The organism is Sphingobacterium sp. ML3W (assembly GCF_000747525.1).
Classification (GTDB): Bacteria; Bacteroidota; Bacteroidia; order Sphingobacteriales; family Sphingobacteriaceae; genus Sphingobacterium.
Window position 1 is genome coordinate 13,541 of the sequence record NZ_CP009278.1, and the last position, 20,643, is coordinate 34,183.

The window sequence follows — 20,643 nt, forward strand, 5'->3', positions numbered from 1 at the left end:
TCTTTTTATTTGATATTTTGTTGGAACATTAAGTTGAAGTAAGCGTCCTCCAAAGTAGGCCTCTTAGAAGAGAACGAAGGATCTGGTTGTTGTTCTGCCAGAACAGTCAAAACTGGCTTTCCTGCTTCGTAATAGGTAGAAATCACCTGATGTTTTTCCTGCACTTTTTTTAATTCAGCCTTTTCCAATTTTTTCGTCCATAGCTTACCAGAAAGCTCTTGCTCTATTTCATTAGGTTTTCCAGCCTTCAATACTTTCCCATGGCCAATAATCGCCATATCATTACACAAAGTAGAAACGTCCTCAACAATATGGGTAGAGAGAATAACAATAGTATTCTCTCCAATGTCGCTTAATAAATTGTAAAACCGATTGCGTTCCATCGGATCAAGCCCTGCTGTAGGTTCATCAACAATAATAATTTTTGGATCCCCTAATAATGCCTGAGCTATTCCAAATCGCTGACGCATTCCCCCAGAATAATGGGAAAGTTTACGGTCTTTAACATCATGAAGGTTGACACGATGAAGTAGTTCTTCAATGGTTTCATTCCTTTGTAATTTATTTGCGACACCTTTCATCTTAGCTATATGATGTAGCATTTCAAATGCGGTTACATTTTCATAAACACCAAAATCTTGAGGAAGGTAGCCCAATATCTTTCGCATTTCCTCGGGTTCTTTCAGAACATTAATGCCATCTAAAAATATACCTCCAGAGTCTGGATTCTGTAAGGTTGCAATGGTTCGCATCAAAGTAGATTTTCCTGCACCATTTTGCCCCAATAGTCCAAACATTCCCTTACCAATTGTAAGGCTAATATCTGATAAGGCTTTTTTCTCTTTATTATACGTTTTTGATAAATTTTTAATTTCTAATGCCATAGCTTAATAATATTTGAAGGTTAAAAACTAACTTTTGCACTTATACCATAAGTTGTAGGAAGACCTAATGAAACCTGCGTGCCGTTTCCTCTGTAATTAGCGTAGGCAAAAGAGATATAACGACTATCTGTTATGTTTTTTGCCCAGAATTTGATTTCATATTTCTTGTATTTAAGTCCTGCATTCAAATTGAGCAAATAAAAAGGATCTTGTACCAGATCGTTGTAATAGGTCATGTATTGCTTACCTAAATATTTCCATTCTGGTACAATAAAGAAACCAAGATCATTGCTGATTTTTCCAGAATATGTCACAGATAAAGAAGATGAAAAATCAGGTGTGAAAATTTGTTTGTTACCCTTGTAATCTACATTACCTGTTCCATCTTCGTTTAGCAATAAAAGTTTGTCGTATTCAGTATTAACTATGCCTATATTATATTTTATTTCAAGATTTTTGATTGGCAATGCTGTAATTTCCAATTCTAACCCTTTACTATACATTTCGCCAATATTGTCAACATAATTTTCAGGAGCCATCAATGTTTGCTGCTGGTCTTTCCAATTAGTGTAGAATGCTGCAAAATTAGCCCTTAACCTCTGCTCAAACCATTCTGTTTTGACACCAATTTCATAATTATCTGTATACTCCGGATCATATGTTAAATGTGTACTGTTTGCACTTCCGTATTGGTTTACACCACCTGGACGAAAGCCTTTTGCATAGTTCGCATATAAGGTAATGTCTTCAGAAGCTAAGTAAGAAAGATTCACTTTAGGTGAGATAGCATTAGCAGAGGAATTAACGGTTTTAGAAGGAAAAACTTGAGCAGGATCTGGATCTTTTTTGTATTTATCATATAAAATCAGCTCTTTTTCATCATAATCATAACGAAGTCCTCCTGTTAATTTTAATTTATTAGTAAGGGCGTAAGTTAAATGGGCATAAGCCGCAAACCCTTTCCCTTTTTGGTCTGAGATTGACGAAGAGGTATAAGGTGCGTTTGGATCTATTCTTACTGCATCAGATCCATATATTGTATGTGTTGTCGCTGCCTTGTTTTCAATAAATCCAAACAATCCACCTGTAATATCCCATCGTCCTAAGTTTCTTGATACCACTTTAAACTCTTGTGTCCATGTATTCTGAGGACGTTTTGGAGCATTCCAAGTCATTACATCATAGGGTGAAAAATCATAATCATAATTGTCATAGGTATCGCTTAAATAATTGTATCCCGTTAAGGATGAAACTTCCCATTTTTCAAGCTGGTATTTAGCCTGCAATGATGTTGTCGATAAAGTACGGTTCTCTATGTTACTTCCATCTTGATTCACTGTGTAAGGCTTGTCAAAGGCATAAGCCACATTGGGCGCATAAGCGAATGCTCCAATGATGTCATTTTTTTCTAATTTAGAATTCAATACAAAAGATAATTTTTCAATGACTAGATATTTAAGGAAAAAATTCCCTCCATAATTTTTATAATCATCAAAGTCTTTTCCTGTATATTCATTTTTGTACAATCCTTTTCTTGTTGTATAAAAACCATTTACAGACGCAAATAACTTATTTTTGATTAATGGAGTTGAAATACCTGCTCTGTATTCTTGAGCATTATAATTTCCTATACCAACCTCTGCAAACCCTTTTTGCATATTTCCGGGCTGCTTTGTCAAAATATTGATAACACCACCTAGCGCATTCCGTCCATATAACGTACTCTGTGGCCCTCTCAATACTTCAACTCTTTCTATATCTTGAAGCTGAGAAGAAGTAGCATATCCGTCAAACATAGGCACACCATCAATATAAACTCCGATAGCTGGGTCGGTTGAAAATGTCAAAATCCCTCGGATAGACATAATATTTAAAGTTGGAGACCCCCCGCTCATGGTTATCAGGTTGGGCACTGCCATCACCATGTCGCTCATTTCTGTTATCTTGCGTCGTTCTATTTCTTTAGATGATATAGAGGAAACGGCTATAGCCGTTTTTTGGAGCTTTGTCTCTTTCTTTTCCGCAGTAATAATTACTTCTTCTAAAGCTGTTATATTTTCTTGTAATGTTAGAATCAAGCTTTGAATATTATCTACATTTAAATCAATTGTCGTTTCTAATGTCTTATAACCGATGTAAGAACTTTTGAGATGAATAACTTTTTTTTCAGAAACCCTTAGTTCAAAATTACCACCCGCATCAGTCTGTGTGGTCAGGTTAGTTTCCTGGATAGAAACAATAACACCAGGAAGGTTTAAACCATTAACATCCTGAACAGTTCCACGAATTGTTTTTAACTCTTGTGCTTTCAATGATAATATTGAGCAGATCAGGATTAAAAATGTATTGAATACAATTTGAAATTTCATAATTTTATATTATTACCCGTGTTTTTGTTATTTAGAATTGTTTTAAATAATTGCAAAGATATAAGTTGAACATATAATTTATATGACGTGATGCGGAATAATGATGACGTGATGCGGAATAATGATGACGTGGTTTGAGTTAGACTAATAAAAAAGTCAGTAATTCAAATAATAGATTTTAGTCCCTTTAAAAGAAAGGGCATTGTAAGAGCAACCAGAGCTATATTCTTTGTTTGGTTGCCATACGTATGCTTATTTTACTATTTACAGCCTTTCTTGTTCATCGGTTTTCTTTTTGCTATCGTTAATCAAGTTACCTCCAAAATTATATTTTAACGTGAGACCAAAACGTCTTGAATCTGGTTTATCATTGTAATGATAGTTTGTTAAATCGCTTTGTGAATATCCCTTTTCCCGATACGTATTAAAAGCATCATTAAGGGAAATAGCAACGTCTAGCTTATTATTAAAAAACGAACGCTTAACTCCAAAATCCATAAAAAAGATATCATTCGTTAGGTAGACACCTCTAAGCTCCTGAGAGGTGTATTTAAGTGAAATGTCTACCGAATAATGTTTCAGAAATTTTATTTGTTGCTGTAGAGATACTGAGGTTGCCCATTTTTCAATATTATTTTCAACACCAGATTCTGAAATTGGATATTTTGTATAATTTGCACCCGTCATCAATTGAATGTCCCAATTAGTAATTACTTTCAACGGTGTTATTACAGTGAGGTCCAATCTTTCAAAATTTTCAAAGTTGGTACTTTGCGACCGTATGGTTACGCCATTGGGATCGTAAGAAAGGCTGCGAGAAATGTAATTGCTTCGTTTACCATATTCCGCCGTAAAAATATATTTATTTGCTATCACATAAGAAGCCGATGACAACCAAGCCATCTCTGGGACTAAATCGGGATTCCCATCAAAATAAAAATATTCGTCATTATACCATCTTACGGGATTCAACTCAGAATAGGCAGGACGATTAATCCTTCTACTTATAGATACGTTAAGTTTGTTGTCATTTTCAAATTGATGACCGACCGATAAATTAGGGAAAAATCGAGTATATTCATTCTTCCGATTAAATTGGGTATCAATTAAACTGGAATTTGATGAAGTGTGTTCAACTCTTAAACCAAGATCAATAGACGTTTTACCAAAAGATTTTGAGGCTGAACCATAAACAGCACTTATTTGTTCTTTGTATTTGAAATGATCGTTCATTGAAGGAATTGGTAAATACTCGCCATTGATCAACTCTTCTGAATGAAAATTATTGTCATTGGTCACTTCAGCAAACTTTAATCCTGTTTTCATGTTAATTCCTTCAAAAGGCAATTCTGCATCTATCTGAGCTGATTTTATTTTAATAGACCCTGGTTGATGGGTACGGATATTATTGATAAAAAGTGTGTTTCCATTTGCTCCTGTATGCGTTCCAATCATCACTGCATCAGAGTAATTTCTATAAGAAATATATCGGGCATCAGCAGTTATTTTTTTTCCCATTGAATCGATGAGAAACTGATAATCTAAATTATAGGCATCATAATGATAGGGTTCTTTTAATTCATAAGTAGAATATACTTTTGAAAGCAATGTACCATCTTCTTTTTTCTTTAAAATATCTGAAGTTTTTGTTCCAGAGAAATCATCAAGATATCCATGATAGTGCATTCCCAAGGTGTGCCTAGGTGAGAAGTTCCAATTACCACCTACTTTATAGGTATAATAATATATTTGGAAAGGGATAGTGTTGCTTCTTTCCAAATTAATACGTTCTCCATTTTCAATTATGCTGTTGCCACTTGTGCTATTTCTTTCTCGATGTGGTGTATTGTAATCAAATGAACCATAAACACTCCATTTTTCTTCATTGATACTTGCTGATATATTTTGATTATTCATCCAAAAAGTACCTTTGGAAATACCACTGCGTAAACTAAGTGCATAACCTTTACTTTTATTTTTTTTGGTTACAATGTTAATAAGGCCAGTATTTCCTGAAGCATCAAATGCTGCGGAAGGATTAGTTATCAATTCGATTTTTCTGATATCATCCGCATTTAAACCTTTGAGATAAATGCCGAGTTGATTGCCAGAAATGAAACTCATCTTACCGTCTATCATGACATTAACACCAGAACCTCGCAGTGAAATGTCATCGTTCTGACTGACTCCTATTCCAGGAATTTTTTTCAACAAATCGAATGCGGAAATACCACTGTTTGTAGCATTATTAGAAACATTAAATGTTAATTTACCTTTATCTGCCTCAATAACTGGCTTTTTGAATGTAACGGTAACTTCCTCTAATGCAGTCTCATCATTTTTCAGCGACACATTCAGAATTGCTGATTCGCCCACTTTTTTTTCCTGTGTTGCCATACCAATAAATGAAAAAACCAGTACAGTTCCTTTTCGAGTATTAATGGAATAGTCGCCTTCCAAATCGGAGAGGATTCCTGCATCTGTTCCTTTTACCTGAATATTAACCCCGGGTAAAGACATATTTTCGGAATCTGTTACCTTTCCTTTAATTTCTATATTCTGTGCAAAAATACAAGTTGGGATTGCTATCAAAATAAAAGTTAATATGCAGTTTAATATTTTCATTTAGTTTTAATATTCTTATGTTTTACACTAATGTAGTATGCTTTGTGATATCATTTTTCAGTGTTTGTTTTAAAAGCTTCCACATATTCAAGAAATTTTTCTCTATCAATAGTTTCTTTATTCCAACTGTCATTTAGAATGAATTTCACTTTTTTATCAATCATTTCCTGAATTTTAACTCTGAATTTTTGATAAGCATAGTAGTCCGTTTCGCTTAAACGATTCATTGTGTTTTGAAACCAATTTAGAGGGTTGACCCAAGAAGTGTATCGTATGAATTGATTTTTGCTTTCGTTGCTATCCTCAATTTGTTTTGCTGCATCTTTCATCAGCTTATTAATAAGCCCACTGGTCGAATTCCCTATAATACCTTCGTCAATAACAGTCTCTTTTGATAGTTTAGTCGCTTGAAGTTCAGGGTAGTGAATCAAAAGTTTTTTCTTCACTGTATCCGCCGGTAAATCATATATTTTATAGGTTTCATCCCGACTTGCATCCAAATAATCCGTCATATAGCTTGTTGGGTATTTTAAAGATAAAATTTGGTGTGTAGCACCTGGAATAATAACCCCAAACAATAACCAAATAGAAGCCATTTTTATCGCCTGATTAGCACTTCCTTTTCCTTTAAGATTAATGTAATAGAAGATACCAAACCAAAGGAATGTATAAAACAGTACCAATAAATACATCATCAAAAATGTACCAGATAAATCAAATAGTGCATTAGTGAGTGCAGCATAAACTAGCATTAGTATAAGTAGCAATGCTATTATTAAAAAAAAGTAGAAACTAAATCTTGCCAATAACCATTTACTGAATGAAGGATTATTAACCTGTACCAAACGATCAAAGTTTAAATCTTTTTCAAGGCCTCCAATATTGAATAGCAAGATGATGAGCAAAATGGGCAACAGATAAATGATGATAAAACTAAAATCTAATGCCCCAATAGCTAGCCTTTCTGGATTTGCCATTTCTTCGGAAAGGTCAGAATCAAAAGTAGAACTCCAATTGGTTACCTGCTTATAATATCCAAATTGTTCTACTTGCCCCATGCTAAAGGGCATCATTTGTGAAGGCTCCTTAATTGCCGAAGCTGGAGCGTACCATATAGCCCGCATTGGAGTGGTTACATCTATCCAAGGTTTATCATCAGGACCCTTTTTACTTGCATCATACCAACTGATTACTTCTGTGATGGTTTCCTTGTTTTTACTTTTTTTCAGTAGCGTCCTAAACGTTGAAAAAAGTGGCGGTGTTTTGCTATAGCAAAGTTGCTATATTTAAATCGTCAAATTTTAACACACCGCCATGGTAAATTTAAACGTTTTTAGTCAGATTTTATCACTTATCGACCGCGAATTATTCAAGGTTTTGGTTGCTAAGCACAAGAGTGACAAACATTGTAAAGGGATCAACAGCTGGACGCATCTTGCTAGCATGTTGTTTTGCCATTTTTCTTCTGCAGATTCAGTTCGTGATATCAGTAATGGCTTACGTAGTACGACTGGTAATTTGAACCATTTAGGTGTTGGTAGAGCACCCAGCAAGTCCAATATTTCCTATATCAACAAGCACCGCACCCATGAACTCTTTAAAGATCTGTACTTTTCGCTATTAGATAAGCTATGGCAAAAGGATACCCATTTGCGCAAAGATCTAACGCAATTAAAGCGCAAGGTTTATCTGATGGATGCCAGTATCATCCCTTTATGTTTATCTGTATTTGACTGGGCTAAATTTAGAAGCACCAAAGGTGCTGTAAAACTGCACACTGTGCTGGATTATGATGGATGTCTTCCTGTTTTCATGCAGATTACAGACGGGAAAGTTCATGAAAGCCAGCGTGCGGGTAGCTATAGTTTTTCCAAAGGAAGCGTTGTAGTGGTGGATAGAGGTTATGTGGATTACAACTGGCTCGGGGATTTGGACAGCAGAGGTTGTTATTTTGTTACCAGGAGTAAAACTAACATGAAGTACAACGTTATCAAGTCATACCAGAGTGAAGCACTCCTTGAAAAGGGAATCATTAAAGATGAGATCATTGAGCTTTCTGGTCCATCAGCAGATAGATACAACTCTAAACCATTACGCTTGATTCACTTTTGGGACAGCAGCACAGACAACCAGTACCACTTTCTGACAAATAATATCCAATGGAAGGCATCACTAGTAGCTAACATTTATAAACAGCGATGGCAGATCGAGATTTTCTTCAAGCATCTGAAGCAACGCTTAAAAATATCATCTTTTGTGGGTACTTCTGAAAATGCGGTCATGATCCAAATATGGACTTCGTTGATTGGAATATTACTGCTCAAATACCTTCAGAAGAAGGCTAAATACGATTGGAATCTGTCTAACTTGGTCGGGTTTATCAGGATGAATATATTCGTGAAAATAAATATATGGCAATGGATAGATGATCCTTTTATCAGGCCACCAGTTAAGGGTAAAAATGGACAGCTACAGATATTCTCAGACTAAAAAATAGGGTCAAAATTGAAATTATCTAAAAATAGATACTGTTTCAAGGGAAACACGCGCCTAAAATTTATTTAGGACGGAAGTGATTGTGGATAATTAAACATCTTGCAATAGCAGCTGCCTCCGCATGATTTCAGGCATTAATGTAAGTCTGATAAGCAAAATAATAATTTTATTAATAAATCTTTCTAGTCCTTCATTAAACCAATATGCTATTTTTTAACCAGGTTCTTTTAAAGGCGTCCAAGAATTCATACAAAAACTCACTAACGAAAATCTTTCGATTCCAGTGATCTGGTGTATTATTTTAGGTTCCATAAAATATATAATGGTATTATCAAGTTGAATGTACTTACTTAGTCCCTAAATAAATTTAACAATAATTCTTCACAATAGTATATTTTATTTCAGTAGCGTCCTAAACGATTTGGAGAAGGGTTAAAAAAGGCGGTGTTTAGCTATTTAAAAAATAGCTAACTTGAAATTGGAAAAAATCACACACCGCCATGATAAATATAAATGTTTTTAGCCAGATTCTGTCGTTGATCGATCGGGATATTTTCAAAAACCTGGTAAGTAGCTACAATAGTGACAAGCATCAGAAAGGCCTTACCAGTTGGACCCACCTTGTGAGCATGTTATTCTGTCATTTATCATCCTCTGATTCGGTACGTGATATCAGCAATGGTCTACGTAGTACTACTGGCAACATGAGCCATATGGGCATTTCCAGAGCACCCAGTAAATCGAGTATCTCTTATATGAATGAGCATCGGGACTTTAATCTGTTTAGGGATCTATATTTTGCTCTTCTTTCCAGCCTATGGAATAAGGATGTTAATCATCGAAAAGAATTACGGTCCTTGAAACGTGAGGTATACCTGATGGATGCCAGCGTGATCCCACTGTGCCTTTCGATGTTTGACTGGGCCACATTTCGCAGCAATAAAGGGGCTGCCAAACTGCACACTGTCCTGGATTATGATGGCTGTCTTCCGGTTTTCATGGAGATTACCGATGGTAAGGTACATGAAAGCAAAAAGGCAAACAGCTTTGCTTTCCCTAAGGGAAGTGTCGTTGTTGTGGACCGTGGATACGTTGATTTTCAGTGGATGAACGTTTTGGACAGCAAGGGGTGTTATTTTGTTACGCGTAGCAAAAGCAATATGAGATACAGCGTAAACAAGAGCTATCAGAGCGAGGCTATGCGAGAAAGCGGCATCATTAAGGATCAGATCATTACCTTGGAGGGAACGGCATCAAAACGTTATGGAAACAAAAAACTTAGACTGGTACACGTTTTGGACAGCACAACAGGTAATGAGTATGAATTTTTAACCAATAACCTGCAATGGAAACCTGCCATGGTCTCTATGATATATAAACAGCGATGGCAGATTGAGATCTTTTTTAAACATCTCAAACAAAGACTCAAGGTGACAAGCTTTATTGGAACTTCGGAAAATGCAGTTCAGATCCAGATATGGACGGCATTGATCGGGATACTTTTATTGAAATACATTCAAAACAAGGTGATCTACAAATGGAATCTATCCAATTTGGTCAGTTTTATCAGGATGAATATATTTGTGAAAATTGACTTTTGGAAATGGGCAAATGATCCATTTATAAAGGATAAAATCCCAGATAAAAATGGACAATTAGGTGTCTTTTGAAAATAACAGAGGGTATAACATTGTAAAAACTCAAAATACAAGCGTATTGAGGGTAAATAATGAGATTTTTTTAACCCTAATTTTTATTTAGGACGCTACTGAACCAAAATGTCCAAATTCTTTCATCGTTTGCTGGACAATCTTAATGCAGTGCTTTTCTTCAGAAATATCTCCTGCAATTAACTCCACGTCTGCCATGGCTTTGGATTTGATATAATGTTTCATTAGTATCTTTATGTTCATTTAGGTAACTGATCATAATATCCGCGCCTTCTTGCGCAAAATCAAGTGCAACTGCTCTACCTATTCCACTTTCACCGCCGGTGATTAAAGCTACTTTACCATTAGGTATGCTCGCTCGGACTAAACAAAGGGGTTAGGTTTTATCTCCGTTTCCTGGCCGGGTTGGTGATTTTGATGCCGTTTAGGTCTAAGTTTTTTTCCTTTACTGGTTTCATAATAGTAACATTAAAGTGTATGAAATAACAACACTCCCTACATAGATTGTTGAATATTTTTCATTCTTTAAAATATAATGCAAATACAGTTAAGGCAACCAATACCAAAAGGATTCCTATACTCATCAACCAAAGGCTTACTGTACTTGCAACAGTAGCATAAGCCGATTTGAACAGCATGGCTGCGGTCGCAAATAGCAGAAGTGATATGCCCATTTTTCGTTTGTTTCTGTCAAACATGATATTGGGTCACTTAGATAGAAACAATTAAAAGCTCAAATGGTTCATTTTTCAGGAAAACAGGTATGTCATTCTATCAAGAATTCAAATCAACCCCGGATTAAGAGTGTTTTTTAATCAACAAATATAAAGTTATGGGATATCATGAATGGAAATCATGCATTGATGTATGTCTGGAATGCGCGGCAATTTGTAACCATTGCGCAAGTTCCTGCACTAAGGAAGAAGATGTTAAAATGATGGCTGCTTGTATTGAATTGGATATGCAATGCATCTCGGTTTGTTACACAGCTGCTCAACTGATGAGCTTTGGAAGTCCTCAGGCCAAAAAACTGTGCAGGATTTGCGCAGAGATCTGCGGTCCCACAGGATCTGAATGTAGTAAACACAATACCGAGCATTGGAAGGAACGTCCTGAGGCTTGTCTGCATTGTGCGCAGGATTGTAGAAAAATGGCCGCTAAATATTTAGCATTAAGTTATGGAATCAAAAAATGAACGTGTAGATTCTGGTTTCAGGATCATCAAGGCGCCAGCGCATCGCATCTACCAATGCCGGCCTTCATTGGGGATTGAACTGAAGGTTATTAGTTTGATCCACAAAGACCTATATCTTACAGCTTTTAAAAAGGCAGGTTTTTAAGCCTGCCCTATAATTGCTATGTATTTAATTTTAAGGGTCGTAAGCTAACCGGATGTTTTCTATCAGAGTCACAAAAGCTGGCTTTTCAGCCGGTATTTCCTTTTTGAGCATTTTCAACCTTCTTGCCTAAAAATTGGATTTTAATTTCGCTGAACAAGGATTCATATTCTGCAATCAGCACCGAAAGGTTGGCCAATTGCTTTTCATGATCATAATGTATCTTTTCCAACGCTATGCAAGAATGTGAAAGTTTGGAGCAAACTTTCACATTTTTGCGACGTGCTGCCTAACAACCTTTCCAATTGAAGTAGGACATCAATTAGATGCGCATGCCACGTTTTACTGATGTCCTGCATTGTTATTGACAGTTATGGTGCCCAAGTGGGTTTTGAATCAAACCCAAATTCAATTTTTTCAATAATTACAGGCGTTCCTATAGATTGAAAAGAATAACTCCCTCTCTTAGAAGATGTCAGTAAAAAGTTGAAATCGGGATTATTGATAAAAAAATCTGCTTGTTCTGCGGTGGCCCCTTTAGCCACTAATTCTTCTTTGGATGGTACAGCAAAAGTTACCGTATGGAATTTTCCTTGATCTTTAAATTCTGCTGTAAGGCCAATTTCCATACCAAAAGACGCAAATTCAGTTTTTTCAATTACTGGCCTTACTTCAAACGTGTAGGAGTGTTTGGCCGGATCGAATACGTCTAATACATCTGTTGCGGTCATATTTCCCATATTTTTATTTAAATAACTGCCTGCAAAAGTTACCGTTACATATTTAACCCCTTTCAGTTTTGTATCTTCAAAATTTGTATTAAATTCTCCTATTGTACCTGAGTAAACCGGATAGAAATATATTTTTCCAGCTGTTAAAAAATCCTTATCAGCTTCCTTGTCTCCTCCTTTTAAAAAAGCATAATCATTCATCTTATTAGTCCAGTCGCCAGTCACTAGATTAAATACATTGTTAAAGCCTGTCCAAAGAACTTCACCTACTACCGCCTTTTGAAAATCTTCCGTATAAGTATAGGCTATATTGTTGCCTACATCTGTTGCATTCCTCAGGTCGATCCGTACTTCAGTACCAACAACCCTTACAATCCCTGTAAGGCTTTTTATGGAAAAGGGATAAACCGCATTTGCAAAAGCAGCACCTGAGGCAATATTGCTTTTCACTTTTCCTGTAGCATCAGTATACTCCAAAATTCCATTGTATTTTCCCTGCCCTGAAAAAGTTCCTTTCCCAATGGTAACCAAGGTACCGTTCCATAAAGCCGTATTTTTAATCACTTCATCAGCTGTGGTTAGGCGGGCAGTAACAGTTCCTGTACCTATTTTTTTTGCGTTTGCTAACGGAACTTTATCCAATATTACTTCGCCATTAGCCTGTATAAGAAATTGGTTGGAAATGGTCACCTCCAATTGGTCGCCAACGGCAAAGGTTTGGGCTGCATCAAACTGAATAATGATACCCGGCTTATCTGTAGCTTCCTGCAGCACAACCGTTTTGCCATCGATATTTTTACCGCTTACATCAGAAATCACTACCCCGCTGATTTTTTTGGCATCAGGTACTTTTACCGATGTGCCTGTACTGAGCGCCTTTAGTTCGGTAAAGGTTATGCTTTTAACCTCCACAGGGGGTGGTGTGGGTTGATTTGCTTTTTTACAAGCTGCAAGGCCTAGTACCAAACTAGCCGCCAGCATCATTTGTTTCATTGTTCTTGTCGTTTTCATTTTTGTTACTTTTTTTGTGTTTTTTAATTTATTTTTTTTTTGCAAAGGCATGGCCAGATCTGTGGTTTTACAGAACTATAAACACCAGTTTTTTAGCTATTTATGTATATTTAATACGTTTTTCGGATTACCGCCCTTAAATTGGCGGGTATGCTTATACTTTGATAAACCAAATTACCACTGGGATCGTTACTTACTGGGATTTTCCTTTTATGTTCTTCCTTAAATCCCTGTAAAACAACCACAAACGAATGTCCGCTTTGGGCCGGAATACCAGTTGTCAGTGTTTTTTTATCGCTATTCTTATTGTAAAGATTAAACTGTAAAATACCATCTATAGCGCCTGCGGTATCGAGTTTAATATAATCTGTATACTGCCCGAATTCAAAATTCTGCGGAAGGTCATTTGTATTCAGTTTACCATCTCTGGTTTCCAGACTCAAACGCAGGGCTCCCACATCCGCACTGAGATGGACAAACCGAACCGCTACTTTTCCATCTGCTACTGCTTTTTCCCGTGATTCTTCCATACTGATTACTTTATAGGCAGCAGGTGCATTCTCGTCCGCAAGGGCATCTGCCAGGTAAATACAATGGTGTGTATTAGATTTTAAACTAACTTTTATATCCGCAAGGTCACTGATGGGATTTATTACCAGTCCTTTGTCGTTTTCGATCATATAGGAAAACAGAAAGCGGTGGTCTCCAGCACGGAAGTCCATATAAAAGGGCTGGTTTAACTTTCCGCCCGATATTACCGGAAATTCTAATACCCTGCTGTAAGGCACCAGGTTAAAATGTGGCAGGGTAGCATGGTCACCGTTTATATATTGTTTATTGTTGGATACGGTGTCTGTAAAAATTCCAATGCCTCCTTTCTGAAAAGCCAGGAAGACATCCGAGGTAGTATAGAAATTTACGGCCGCAGTTCCTTCAGCTGCATATTGAGCGGAATTAATGGTCTTTTTACAGGAAGCAAACACGCTACCCAGAAAAAGCATTAACCAAAATATTTTTCTTGTTTCCATTAATTTGTTTTTTACCTTTTGTAAATTTTAATAAATAGTTATTGTATTGCCGTTTTAACAATGGCAGTACGCCCATTTGCAGACATATATAGGTTCCCTTCTTCATCATAATTCAATAATTCATCTGGGAGCCCTTCTCTTTTGACAGAACCATAATAAGGTTCAAAAGTATAGTCTGCGACATCTGTAGGGCCAGGAGCATATTGATACGATTTTTCATGTTTAAAATCCAGCACCATCCATTTTGGGAATCCATATTGCTTGGCAAAATTGCCCGGTTTATTAATAATGGAACCATCAAGGTACTGTGTAAACAAGAACTGAAGCCGCTGTCCTGGCATTGGCAGGTAACCAAAACCGCTGCCTGTATCCATCGGGTCCCTGTTAAAATTGAGCATCATCCGCATTTGATTAAATGGACCTGTAAAGCGCACAGGTACCACACGTCCTTCATCCTGAACCACCAAATCTTTACTCTTTAAGCCATTTATCAGACTATATATACCTAGGCCAGGAGCAAAGCCAACCTCTCCTTGTATAAGAACGATCCGCGTGGAAAAAACATATAAACTGCCCTCTTCAGGTGAAAATCGATACTGTGTTGTACTATACTGGGTTTCAGCATTCGAAAAATTATTGCCGGGCATTCCAGAAGTTGCAAACCTTGATTTAAAAATAAATTTCAGCTGCTTGTTTCCGTCATTTATGCTGGCAATGGCTACAGGTTTCTTTTTGTCATCACCTACTGTTACATATACATTTCCTTTACTATCTGGAAACACGCCCGAAATAATCGTTTTTAAATAGATGATATCCCCTTCATAAGGAGCTTCAAGCGAATTAGAACTATTTAGAGTGGTCAGTACTTTTGAAGAAAGAACCGCTTTGCAGAACCTATAACCTTGAGGTGTCTGAACCGAAAACCAGGCATTTTCACCTTTTGGATCAACCCCTCCCGCTATAAAATCATTAATGATAAAGGAGCCATTCTGGTCTGTAGTCAATTGAGCTTGTGTCAATAAGGTAATTATTTGACCGTCCTTTTTAATCAGTTGTATACTTTTTGATGGCGCATCAAATACATACAGGTCTCCTTTTCCGTTAATGCAGTGCAAAAATACATTTGAATTACTACTCATGGTTACATGGTCGACGATCTTTAAAGGTGTATTGAAGCTTCCCTGACCAGCTAAAGCATATATTTCAATACTAGCTCCATCTATACTATTGCCTCCTGTAGTAATTTTAACCCGGCGATTGGCGCCTATACCCATTTTTTCGGTAATAATGACTTTAGCAATGTCCATTATTTCTTTTGTAAAAGTAGGATAGCTGCCTCCCGTATAAGAAACGGTGTCAGTTTCCACGATCTGCGCATCCACCTCTCCAACCTGGATTTTAAGATTATTTTGTGGTTGCAGACGCCCAACGATGGTCATGGTATCCCCGATGCCATAGGCAGGCAGATAGGCGAAATTCGGTTGGTTATTTATCTGCGGCAATTCATCCAATCTGGTCTTAAAATCATCTGTTTTTTTGCAGGCACTAAACACCAATAAGGCAAAGCAGCAATACAAAAAATTATAAAATTTACTTTTCATTATCTTATTTTAAATCTTCTTTAATTTTTTACGCGTTAAAAGGAATACAGAAAAGAGAGTATAAAGTGTCGGTCTGATTTATATTCATTAGAAATCATATCCCCGCTTACGACGTATTTATTTATGACTAAATCCTTATTCTCAAAAGTTGGCGGAGTAAAAACAGCTTTTTCATATTTAAATGTAAAGTTCTCATCTTCCACCATACGGATAGGCTGGTTCAGAATGTTCTGTATACTAAACTTAAGTTGCATACTTTTAACTATTCGCTGCGTAATAGAAAAATCAAAGGAGCTGCGTTTCAATTCGATCAGACTTCCCTGATTTCCCGTTACGGGAAATTTATTATCGGGGCCTACCGGCTTAAAGGGCACACCATTTGCAGCGGCATAAAGTCTGGGGCCAATCTGGTTAAAGGTAATCGCTGCCTTTGTACCGCTTGCAGCATTGTCATAATGCAAACCCAGGTTATAAGAATAGGGCGCCTGACCTTGTAACTGACGGGTAAAATGTGGATTTAATCCAGGGTCAGTATTTTTATTGCCTGATAAAGTATCCAGATCTTTTGTGGCTTTACTGTTGATCAGGGTAAGATTTCCTATAAATGACAGGTTTCTGAATAAATCTAAAGGAATAAAATCAAGGCTTTTACGCAGATCAATCTCTAAACCTTTTATGGTTGCCCTGCTGGCATTTGCATAACTGATGTGCGAAGGACCACTGCCCAAAAACAGATTCCGGTAAATCATACGTTCTATAGGATTGGCGATTTCCTTATAAAAGGCGCCAATACTTACTGATTCGCTCTTCGCGTTGTTTTTCGGGTACCATTCTGCCCGCAGATCGTAATTGTTTACACTGGCAGAAATCAAATCATTGTTACCCTTTATATACTGATTATTGATATAATCGAGTTCGGTATAGGGAGAGAGTTCCCTGAATTCTGGGCGGTTTACCGTTTTACCATAAGCCGTTCTAAACACCAAAGACTGATTTGGCCGATAACCAATATTCAGGGATGGTAAATAACTGGTCGTTTTATTATCGACCATTACGGGTACGTTTACCCCACCTGGTGCATCGTACATATTCGGCGGCGTAGCTCCGGCTACCTTTTGCCGGTTGTATTCAACACGTAAACCGCCATAAATATCCAATTTACCATCAAAAGGCAATAAACTTAAAGCAGCATAACCGGCATTGTTTTGTTCAGAAGCGGTATAAGCATCACTTCCACTTGTACGATCAAATACCTTCAGGCCGCTACCATTATCTTTCAAATAATCGGTACTCCATACTTTACCTAGTTCCTGTTCTTTCCAGAACACCAAATTATAATCAATATAATTGCCGTTTCCGCCAATATCCTGAACATCGGTATAGCCCATACTGTTTAGATCTCCCTCATTTAGGGTATACACCCGTCTAAACAATGTCCTTTCTTTCCATTGCTGGTAAGTTCCGGCCTTAAAGGTGATCCAGTTTTTAACTTTCCAGGTATAATCCGCAGAACCGTTATAAACCTTTTCTATATTGCGGGTCCAAAGTCTTGATACCATTCCTTTTTCCAGACCGTTATCTGCATTCTCTACACCGGGTGTAGGGCGGTATGCAGCTACCCAGTTCAGTGCCTGAGTGCCTGGTAACAAATTAAAATAGTCATGGCGGTTGTACTGCAGGCGTATTTGCCGCTGATCGGGTAATTCAAGCCGGCTATAGGTAAGTCCACCATTCCATTCCAGGTGTTGCTTTCCTTTTTGGAAATAGTGGCTTCCGCCTAAATTTCCTGAATATAAAAAGCGCTGCGTATAAGAAAGAACAATATTTCTGTCCTGTGTACGGTAATTTACAGGAAGATCTGTCCATATCGCTATACCGGTTTGGCTACCGTCGTCAATCAGGTGCTGATCGGTTTTTGTATTTCTTATTACGGTAGCACTCTGGCCTTGCTGTAATATAAAATTTTTGAAGACCAGTTTACTGCTGTCTCTTAATTTAAAACTAAAATTCTGCAAAAGGTTAAGCTGAGCCGCCTGTGTGGCTTGAGTTTCCTTGTGAAACTGATAACTTCTAACGGCATCACTGCTAAAATAACTATTGGCCCGTGCTACGTCAGTTTGTTGACTTTCATTTTTGTAACTTAAGGAGGTCAGCATTCCTAATCTTTTATTTCCTATTTTAAAGGAATCATAATAATTGGCTGTAACCTGTAGCATAGGCAACGCGGTTTTAAACCCATATTGTAAATGAGGGCTAAAGCTTTGCGCATACTGTTGCTGGCTGATTTGAGCTTTGGTAAAATTGCCATAGCCCGGTACTGTAGCAGGAAGTTTTCTTAAACCTCCATCAAAGCCCAGAAAATCTGTACTACTCCCCTGATAAGTTTGAAACTTATCCTTGAAAGTGGTATTAGGCCGTACCCCCATCTGCACCTCAATGTCAAAATGCTTCACGTTTACGGCATCCTTAGTAAAGATCTTTACTGCGCCACCTGTCATATCGCCCATCAGATCAGGCGCCGGGGATTTATAAACCATAATACGGTCAATTACCCGGCTCGGGATCAAATCCATAGAGAAAGCTCTTGAATATAATTCTGTTGATGGGGCTATGTTCCCGTTCAGGTAGGTCATATTATATCTTTCATTCATTCCGCGGATGATGATGAACTTATCGTCCTTTACCGTTACTCCAGATATTTTTTTGACTACTTCGGCTGCATTACGATCGGCACTCATAGAGATCTGCTGGGAAGAAATACCACTAACCACCGATTGGGACATTTTGATTTCCTGTAATACCTGTTTATCCGATGTATGTGCCACCGGTGCTCTTCTTTTACCCACCCCACTTACCACTACCTCGTTCAAAAAATTTGAACCCTGCATTTTGACATCATAGGAGGTTTCTTTACCTTCTTTGATCTCTACCTGAACTTTTTCGGTGGTATAACTAATATAGGACACCTGTAAGGTATACTTACCTGCGGGAATATTCGCGAATTTATAATGGCCACTATTATCAGAGGTTAGCCCCTTATTCAATTCTATAATACGAACCGATGCCCCAGGTAGCGGTTGGGAGGTTTCAAATTCAACGATGCGGCCTTTAATTGTTCCGGGGCTGCTTTGACCGGCTGCTACGTTTGGGGATTTTGGCAGACTTAGTGTAATATAAACCCCATTGATTTCATAAGAAAGCCCATAGGTTGATTTCATCAATTCTAACGCTTCTTTTACGCTGATTGCTGTCGCCTTTGTTTTAACAGGTGCAGCCAACTTTGCGTTGATGGCTTCTCCGAAATTAAATCTTACTCCGGCCTGTTCCTTGACCGCCGATACAATTTTCAACCCAGTTAGGCTTTCTTCCGGCAACTTTAATTTTTTATCCAGTATCTGCGCTGCGGCAGTATTAAAAGTTAAAAGTGTAATCAGAAAAACATATAAATATGTTAGTTTTTGTTTCATATTTGCATTAAATAATAGATAAGGGTTCAAAAACCCACTTGTTTATTTGTATTGACTGACGCATTCAGTTTGATATTCAAACCATCTTCTTGGTAGCAGCGCGGTTTCCTTTTTACAATTAATCCCTTTCCATCCCCCTTTCCTTTATCATGACCTGTTTATCTTTGATCGTATAACCGAAATTCGCAGATTTGGATAACATATTTAAAACAGAGGTAACTTGAAGGTCTTTAAAACTAATGGTCACCTTTTGCCTTAATATTAATGGATTACTTGTCCTGATATTTATGCCATACCATTTTTCAAGGTCGTATATAATTGTACCCAACGATGTCTGGTCATAGTCTAATTCTCCATTTAACCAACCGATGGTTCCGACTGCATGAACAGGGCTGACGTTGAATTGCCCGGTCTTTGTGCTGAACCGGATTTGTTGGTCGGGCGTTAACTGGGCTATTTCTTTACCAATATGGCTTACGCTAATCTTTCCGCTATGGAGCGTAATGATATTTTCGGCAGCTATGGTCGATGCATTAATTTCAAACGACGTACCTAATACCCTGGTCGTTAATCCCTGCGCACTTACATAAAAAGGCTTGGCCCTGTTATGGTTTACCTGGAAGAATGCACGTCCTAAAAGTTTAACCTGCCTGTCCGTTTTGTTAAAATCAGCTGCGATACTAAGCACTGACCCGGGGAATAAAATAACGGTACTGCTGTCCGCCAGTTTAACTGTCCTGATATTCCCCGCTCCTGCGCGCATCTCGTTCCAGGCTAATTCTGTGGAGTCCATATTTGTCGTTTTCCCTTTGAACAGGAAAAGCACGACACTGCTCATAACCAAAAAGGCGACTGCCGCTGCATACGCATACCACCTTTTATGCGGTATTCTTTTTATAGGATAAGCCTGTTGCTTTGCTTCCAGCTTATTCCATAATCGGTCAAGTTCTCCTTGGGTAATGTTGGGATCATGCTCGCCGAACAAATCTGGGAAAGCCATACGAAGGCAGGCCTCTACATATTCCTTATCCGTATTCATGGCAAGGTAGATTTTAACCGCCTTTTCTTCATCCGGCGGGCATTGTCCCCGGAAAAATCTGATGAGCATTTCTTCGCTTGGTCTGTTCATTTGACACTTGTTTTTCTTCTTATCATTTTTTTAAGACGTAACTATATTTAAGCCCTCTATCTATAAAGACGTAAGTTTTATACCCAAACAGCTATGCCCTAAAAAAAAAATAATATCACGGTCGTTTTTAGTTAACATTACGTTAACACAAAACCTTAAACAAAGCACCATTTTCCACAAGTGAACCATCGAAACAACAACCATTTATACTTTAATTTCAAGAATAAAGGGGGTGTTAATGAAAAATAACGAACAGGCATAGCTGTTCGTTATTTTTATTTGAAAATGAAATGAA

At 37.5% G+C, this 20,643-nt stretch carries 15 protein-coding genes; 3 read left to right on the forward strand and 12 right to left on the reverse strand.

Features of this window, described 5'->3' with window-relative positions:
- Positions 1-5: 5 nt before the first annotated feature.
- The 4 genes from KO02_RS00060 to KO02_RS00075 all read right to left on the reverse strand — a co-directional run bounded on the left by KO02_RS00060 (position 6) and on the right by KO02_RS00075 (position 7,002).
- Positions 6-884 (reverse strand): ABC transporter ATP-binding protein, encoded by an 879-nt coding sequence (locus tag KO02_RS00060; protein WP_038694761.1) that lies wholly within the window; start codon positions 882-884, stop codon positions 6-8.
- A 20-nt stretch (positions 885-904) separates the two neighbouring features.
- Entirely contained in the window at positions 905-3,253 is a 2,349-nt protein-coding gene (locus KO02_RS00065) for a TonB-dependent receptor (protein ID WP_038694763.1), read from the reverse strand.
- Between the two features lie 264 nt (positions 3,254-3,517).
- Positions 3,518-5,878, reverse strand: a complete 2,361-nt coding sequence (locus KO02_RS00070) for an outer membrane beta-barrel family protein (RefSeq protein ID WP_038694765.1) — start codon at positions 5,876-5,878, stop codon at positions 3,518-3,520.
- A 50-nt stretch (positions 5,879-5,928) separates the two neighbouring features.
- Positions 5,929-7,002, reverse strand: coding sequence for a DUF3526 domain-containing protein (locus tag KO02_RS00075; RefSeq protein ID WP_081918267.1), 1,074 nt, complete (start codon positions 7,000-7,002; stop codon positions 5,929-5,931).
- A 190-nt stretch (positions 7,003-7,192) separates the two neighbouring features.
- Here KO02_RS00075 and KO02_RS00085 point away from each other — a divergent pair, with 190 nt between their 5' ends.
- Both KO02_RS00085 and KO02_RS00090 read left to right on the forward strand, forming a co-directional pair.
- Complete coding sequence (locus KO02_RS00085; RefSeq protein ID WP_038694773.1) at positions 7,193-8,368, forward strand: IS4 family transposase; 1,176 nt, start codon at positions 7,193-7,195, stop codon at positions 8,366-8,368.
- A gap of 506 nt (positions 8,369-8,874) precedes the next feature.
- Positions 8,875-10,044 carry an IS4 family transposase gene (locus KO02_RS00090; RefSeq protein WP_038694775.1) on the forward strand — a complete coding sequence of 390 codons (1,170 nt, stop codon included), beginning with the start codon at positions 8,875-8,877 and terminating at the stop codon, positions 10,042-10,044.
- Between the two features lie 87 nt (positions 10,045-10,131).
- Here KO02_RS00090 and KO02_RS23910 read toward each other — a convergent pair whose 3' ends face one another.
- The 3 genes from KO02_RS23910 to KO02_RS23690 form a co-directional block, all read right to left on the reverse strand.
- On the reverse strand, positions 10,132-10,269 hold the full coding sequence (locus KO02_RS23910; protein ID WP_200878591.1) for a hypothetical protein: 138 nt from the start codon (positions 10,267-10,269) through the stop codon (positions 10,132-10,134).
- Positions 10,205-10,396 carry an SDR family NAD(P)-dependent oxidoreductase gene (locus KO02_RS24310; protein ID WP_081918268.1) on the reverse strand — a complete coding sequence of 64 codons (192 nt, stop codon included), beginning with the start codon at positions 10,394-10,396 and terminating at the stop codon, positions 10,205-10,207. Before KO02_RS24310 ends, KO02_RS23910 begins: the two co-directional genes overlap by 65 nt.
- A gap of 166 nt (positions 10,397-10,562) precedes the next feature.
- Positions 10,563-10,718, reverse strand: coding sequence for a hypothetical protein (locus KO02_RS23690; RefSeq protein ID WP_158500250.1), 156 nt, complete (start codon positions 10,716-10,718; stop codon positions 10,563-10,565).
- A gap of 504 nt (positions 10,719-11,222) precedes the next feature.
- On the opposite strand from KO02_RS23690, the gene KO02_RS23695 reads away from it, so the two are divergent.
- Positions 11,223-11,384 (forward strand): hypothetical protein, encoded by a 162-nt coding sequence (locus KO02_RS23695; protein ID WP_158500251.1) that lies wholly within the window; start codon positions 11,223-11,225, stop codon positions 11,382-11,384.
- A 368-nt stretch (positions 11,385-11,752) separates the two neighbouring features.
- Here the strand turns inward: KO02_RS23695 and KO02_RS00105 are convergent, their stop codons facing one another.
- The 5 genes from KO02_RS00105 to KO02_RS00125 form a co-directional block, all read right to left on the reverse strand.
- Positions 11,753-13,123 carry a DUF5689 domain-containing protein gene (locus KO02_RS00105; RefSeq protein ID WP_144243229.1) on the reverse strand — a complete coding sequence of 457 codons (1,371 nt, stop codon included), beginning with the start codon at positions 13,121-13,123 and terminating at the stop codon, positions 11,753-11,755.
- Between the two features lie 110 nt (positions 13,124-13,233).
- Complete coding sequence (locus tag KO02_RS00110; protein WP_038694781.1) at positions 13,234-14,151, reverse strand: DUF4397 domain-containing protein; 918 nt, start codon at positions 14,149-14,151, stop codon at positions 13,234-13,236.
- A gap of 38 nt (positions 14,152-14,189) precedes the next feature.
- Complete coding sequence (locus tag KO02_RS00115; RefSeq protein ID WP_038694783.1) at positions 14,190-15,752, reverse strand: hypothetical protein; 1,563 nt, start codon at positions 15,750-15,752, stop codon at positions 14,190-14,192.
- A 35-nt stretch (positions 15,753-15,787) separates the two neighbouring features.
- The gene (locus KO02_RS00120) at positions 15,788-19,219 is read right to left on the reverse strand and encodes a TonB-dependent receptor (protein ID WP_038694785.1); all 3,432 of its coding nucleotides are present in this window, start codon (positions 19,217-19,219) and stop codon (positions 15,788-15,790) included.
- Between the two features lie 118 nt (positions 19,220-19,337).
- Positions 19,338-20,348 carry a FecR family protein gene (locus tag KO02_RS00125; protein WP_038694787.1) on the reverse strand — a complete coding sequence of 337 codons (1,011 nt, stop codon included), beginning with the start codon at positions 20,346-20,348 and terminating at the stop codon, positions 19,338-19,340.
- Positions 20,349-20,643: the final 295 nt, after the last annotated feature.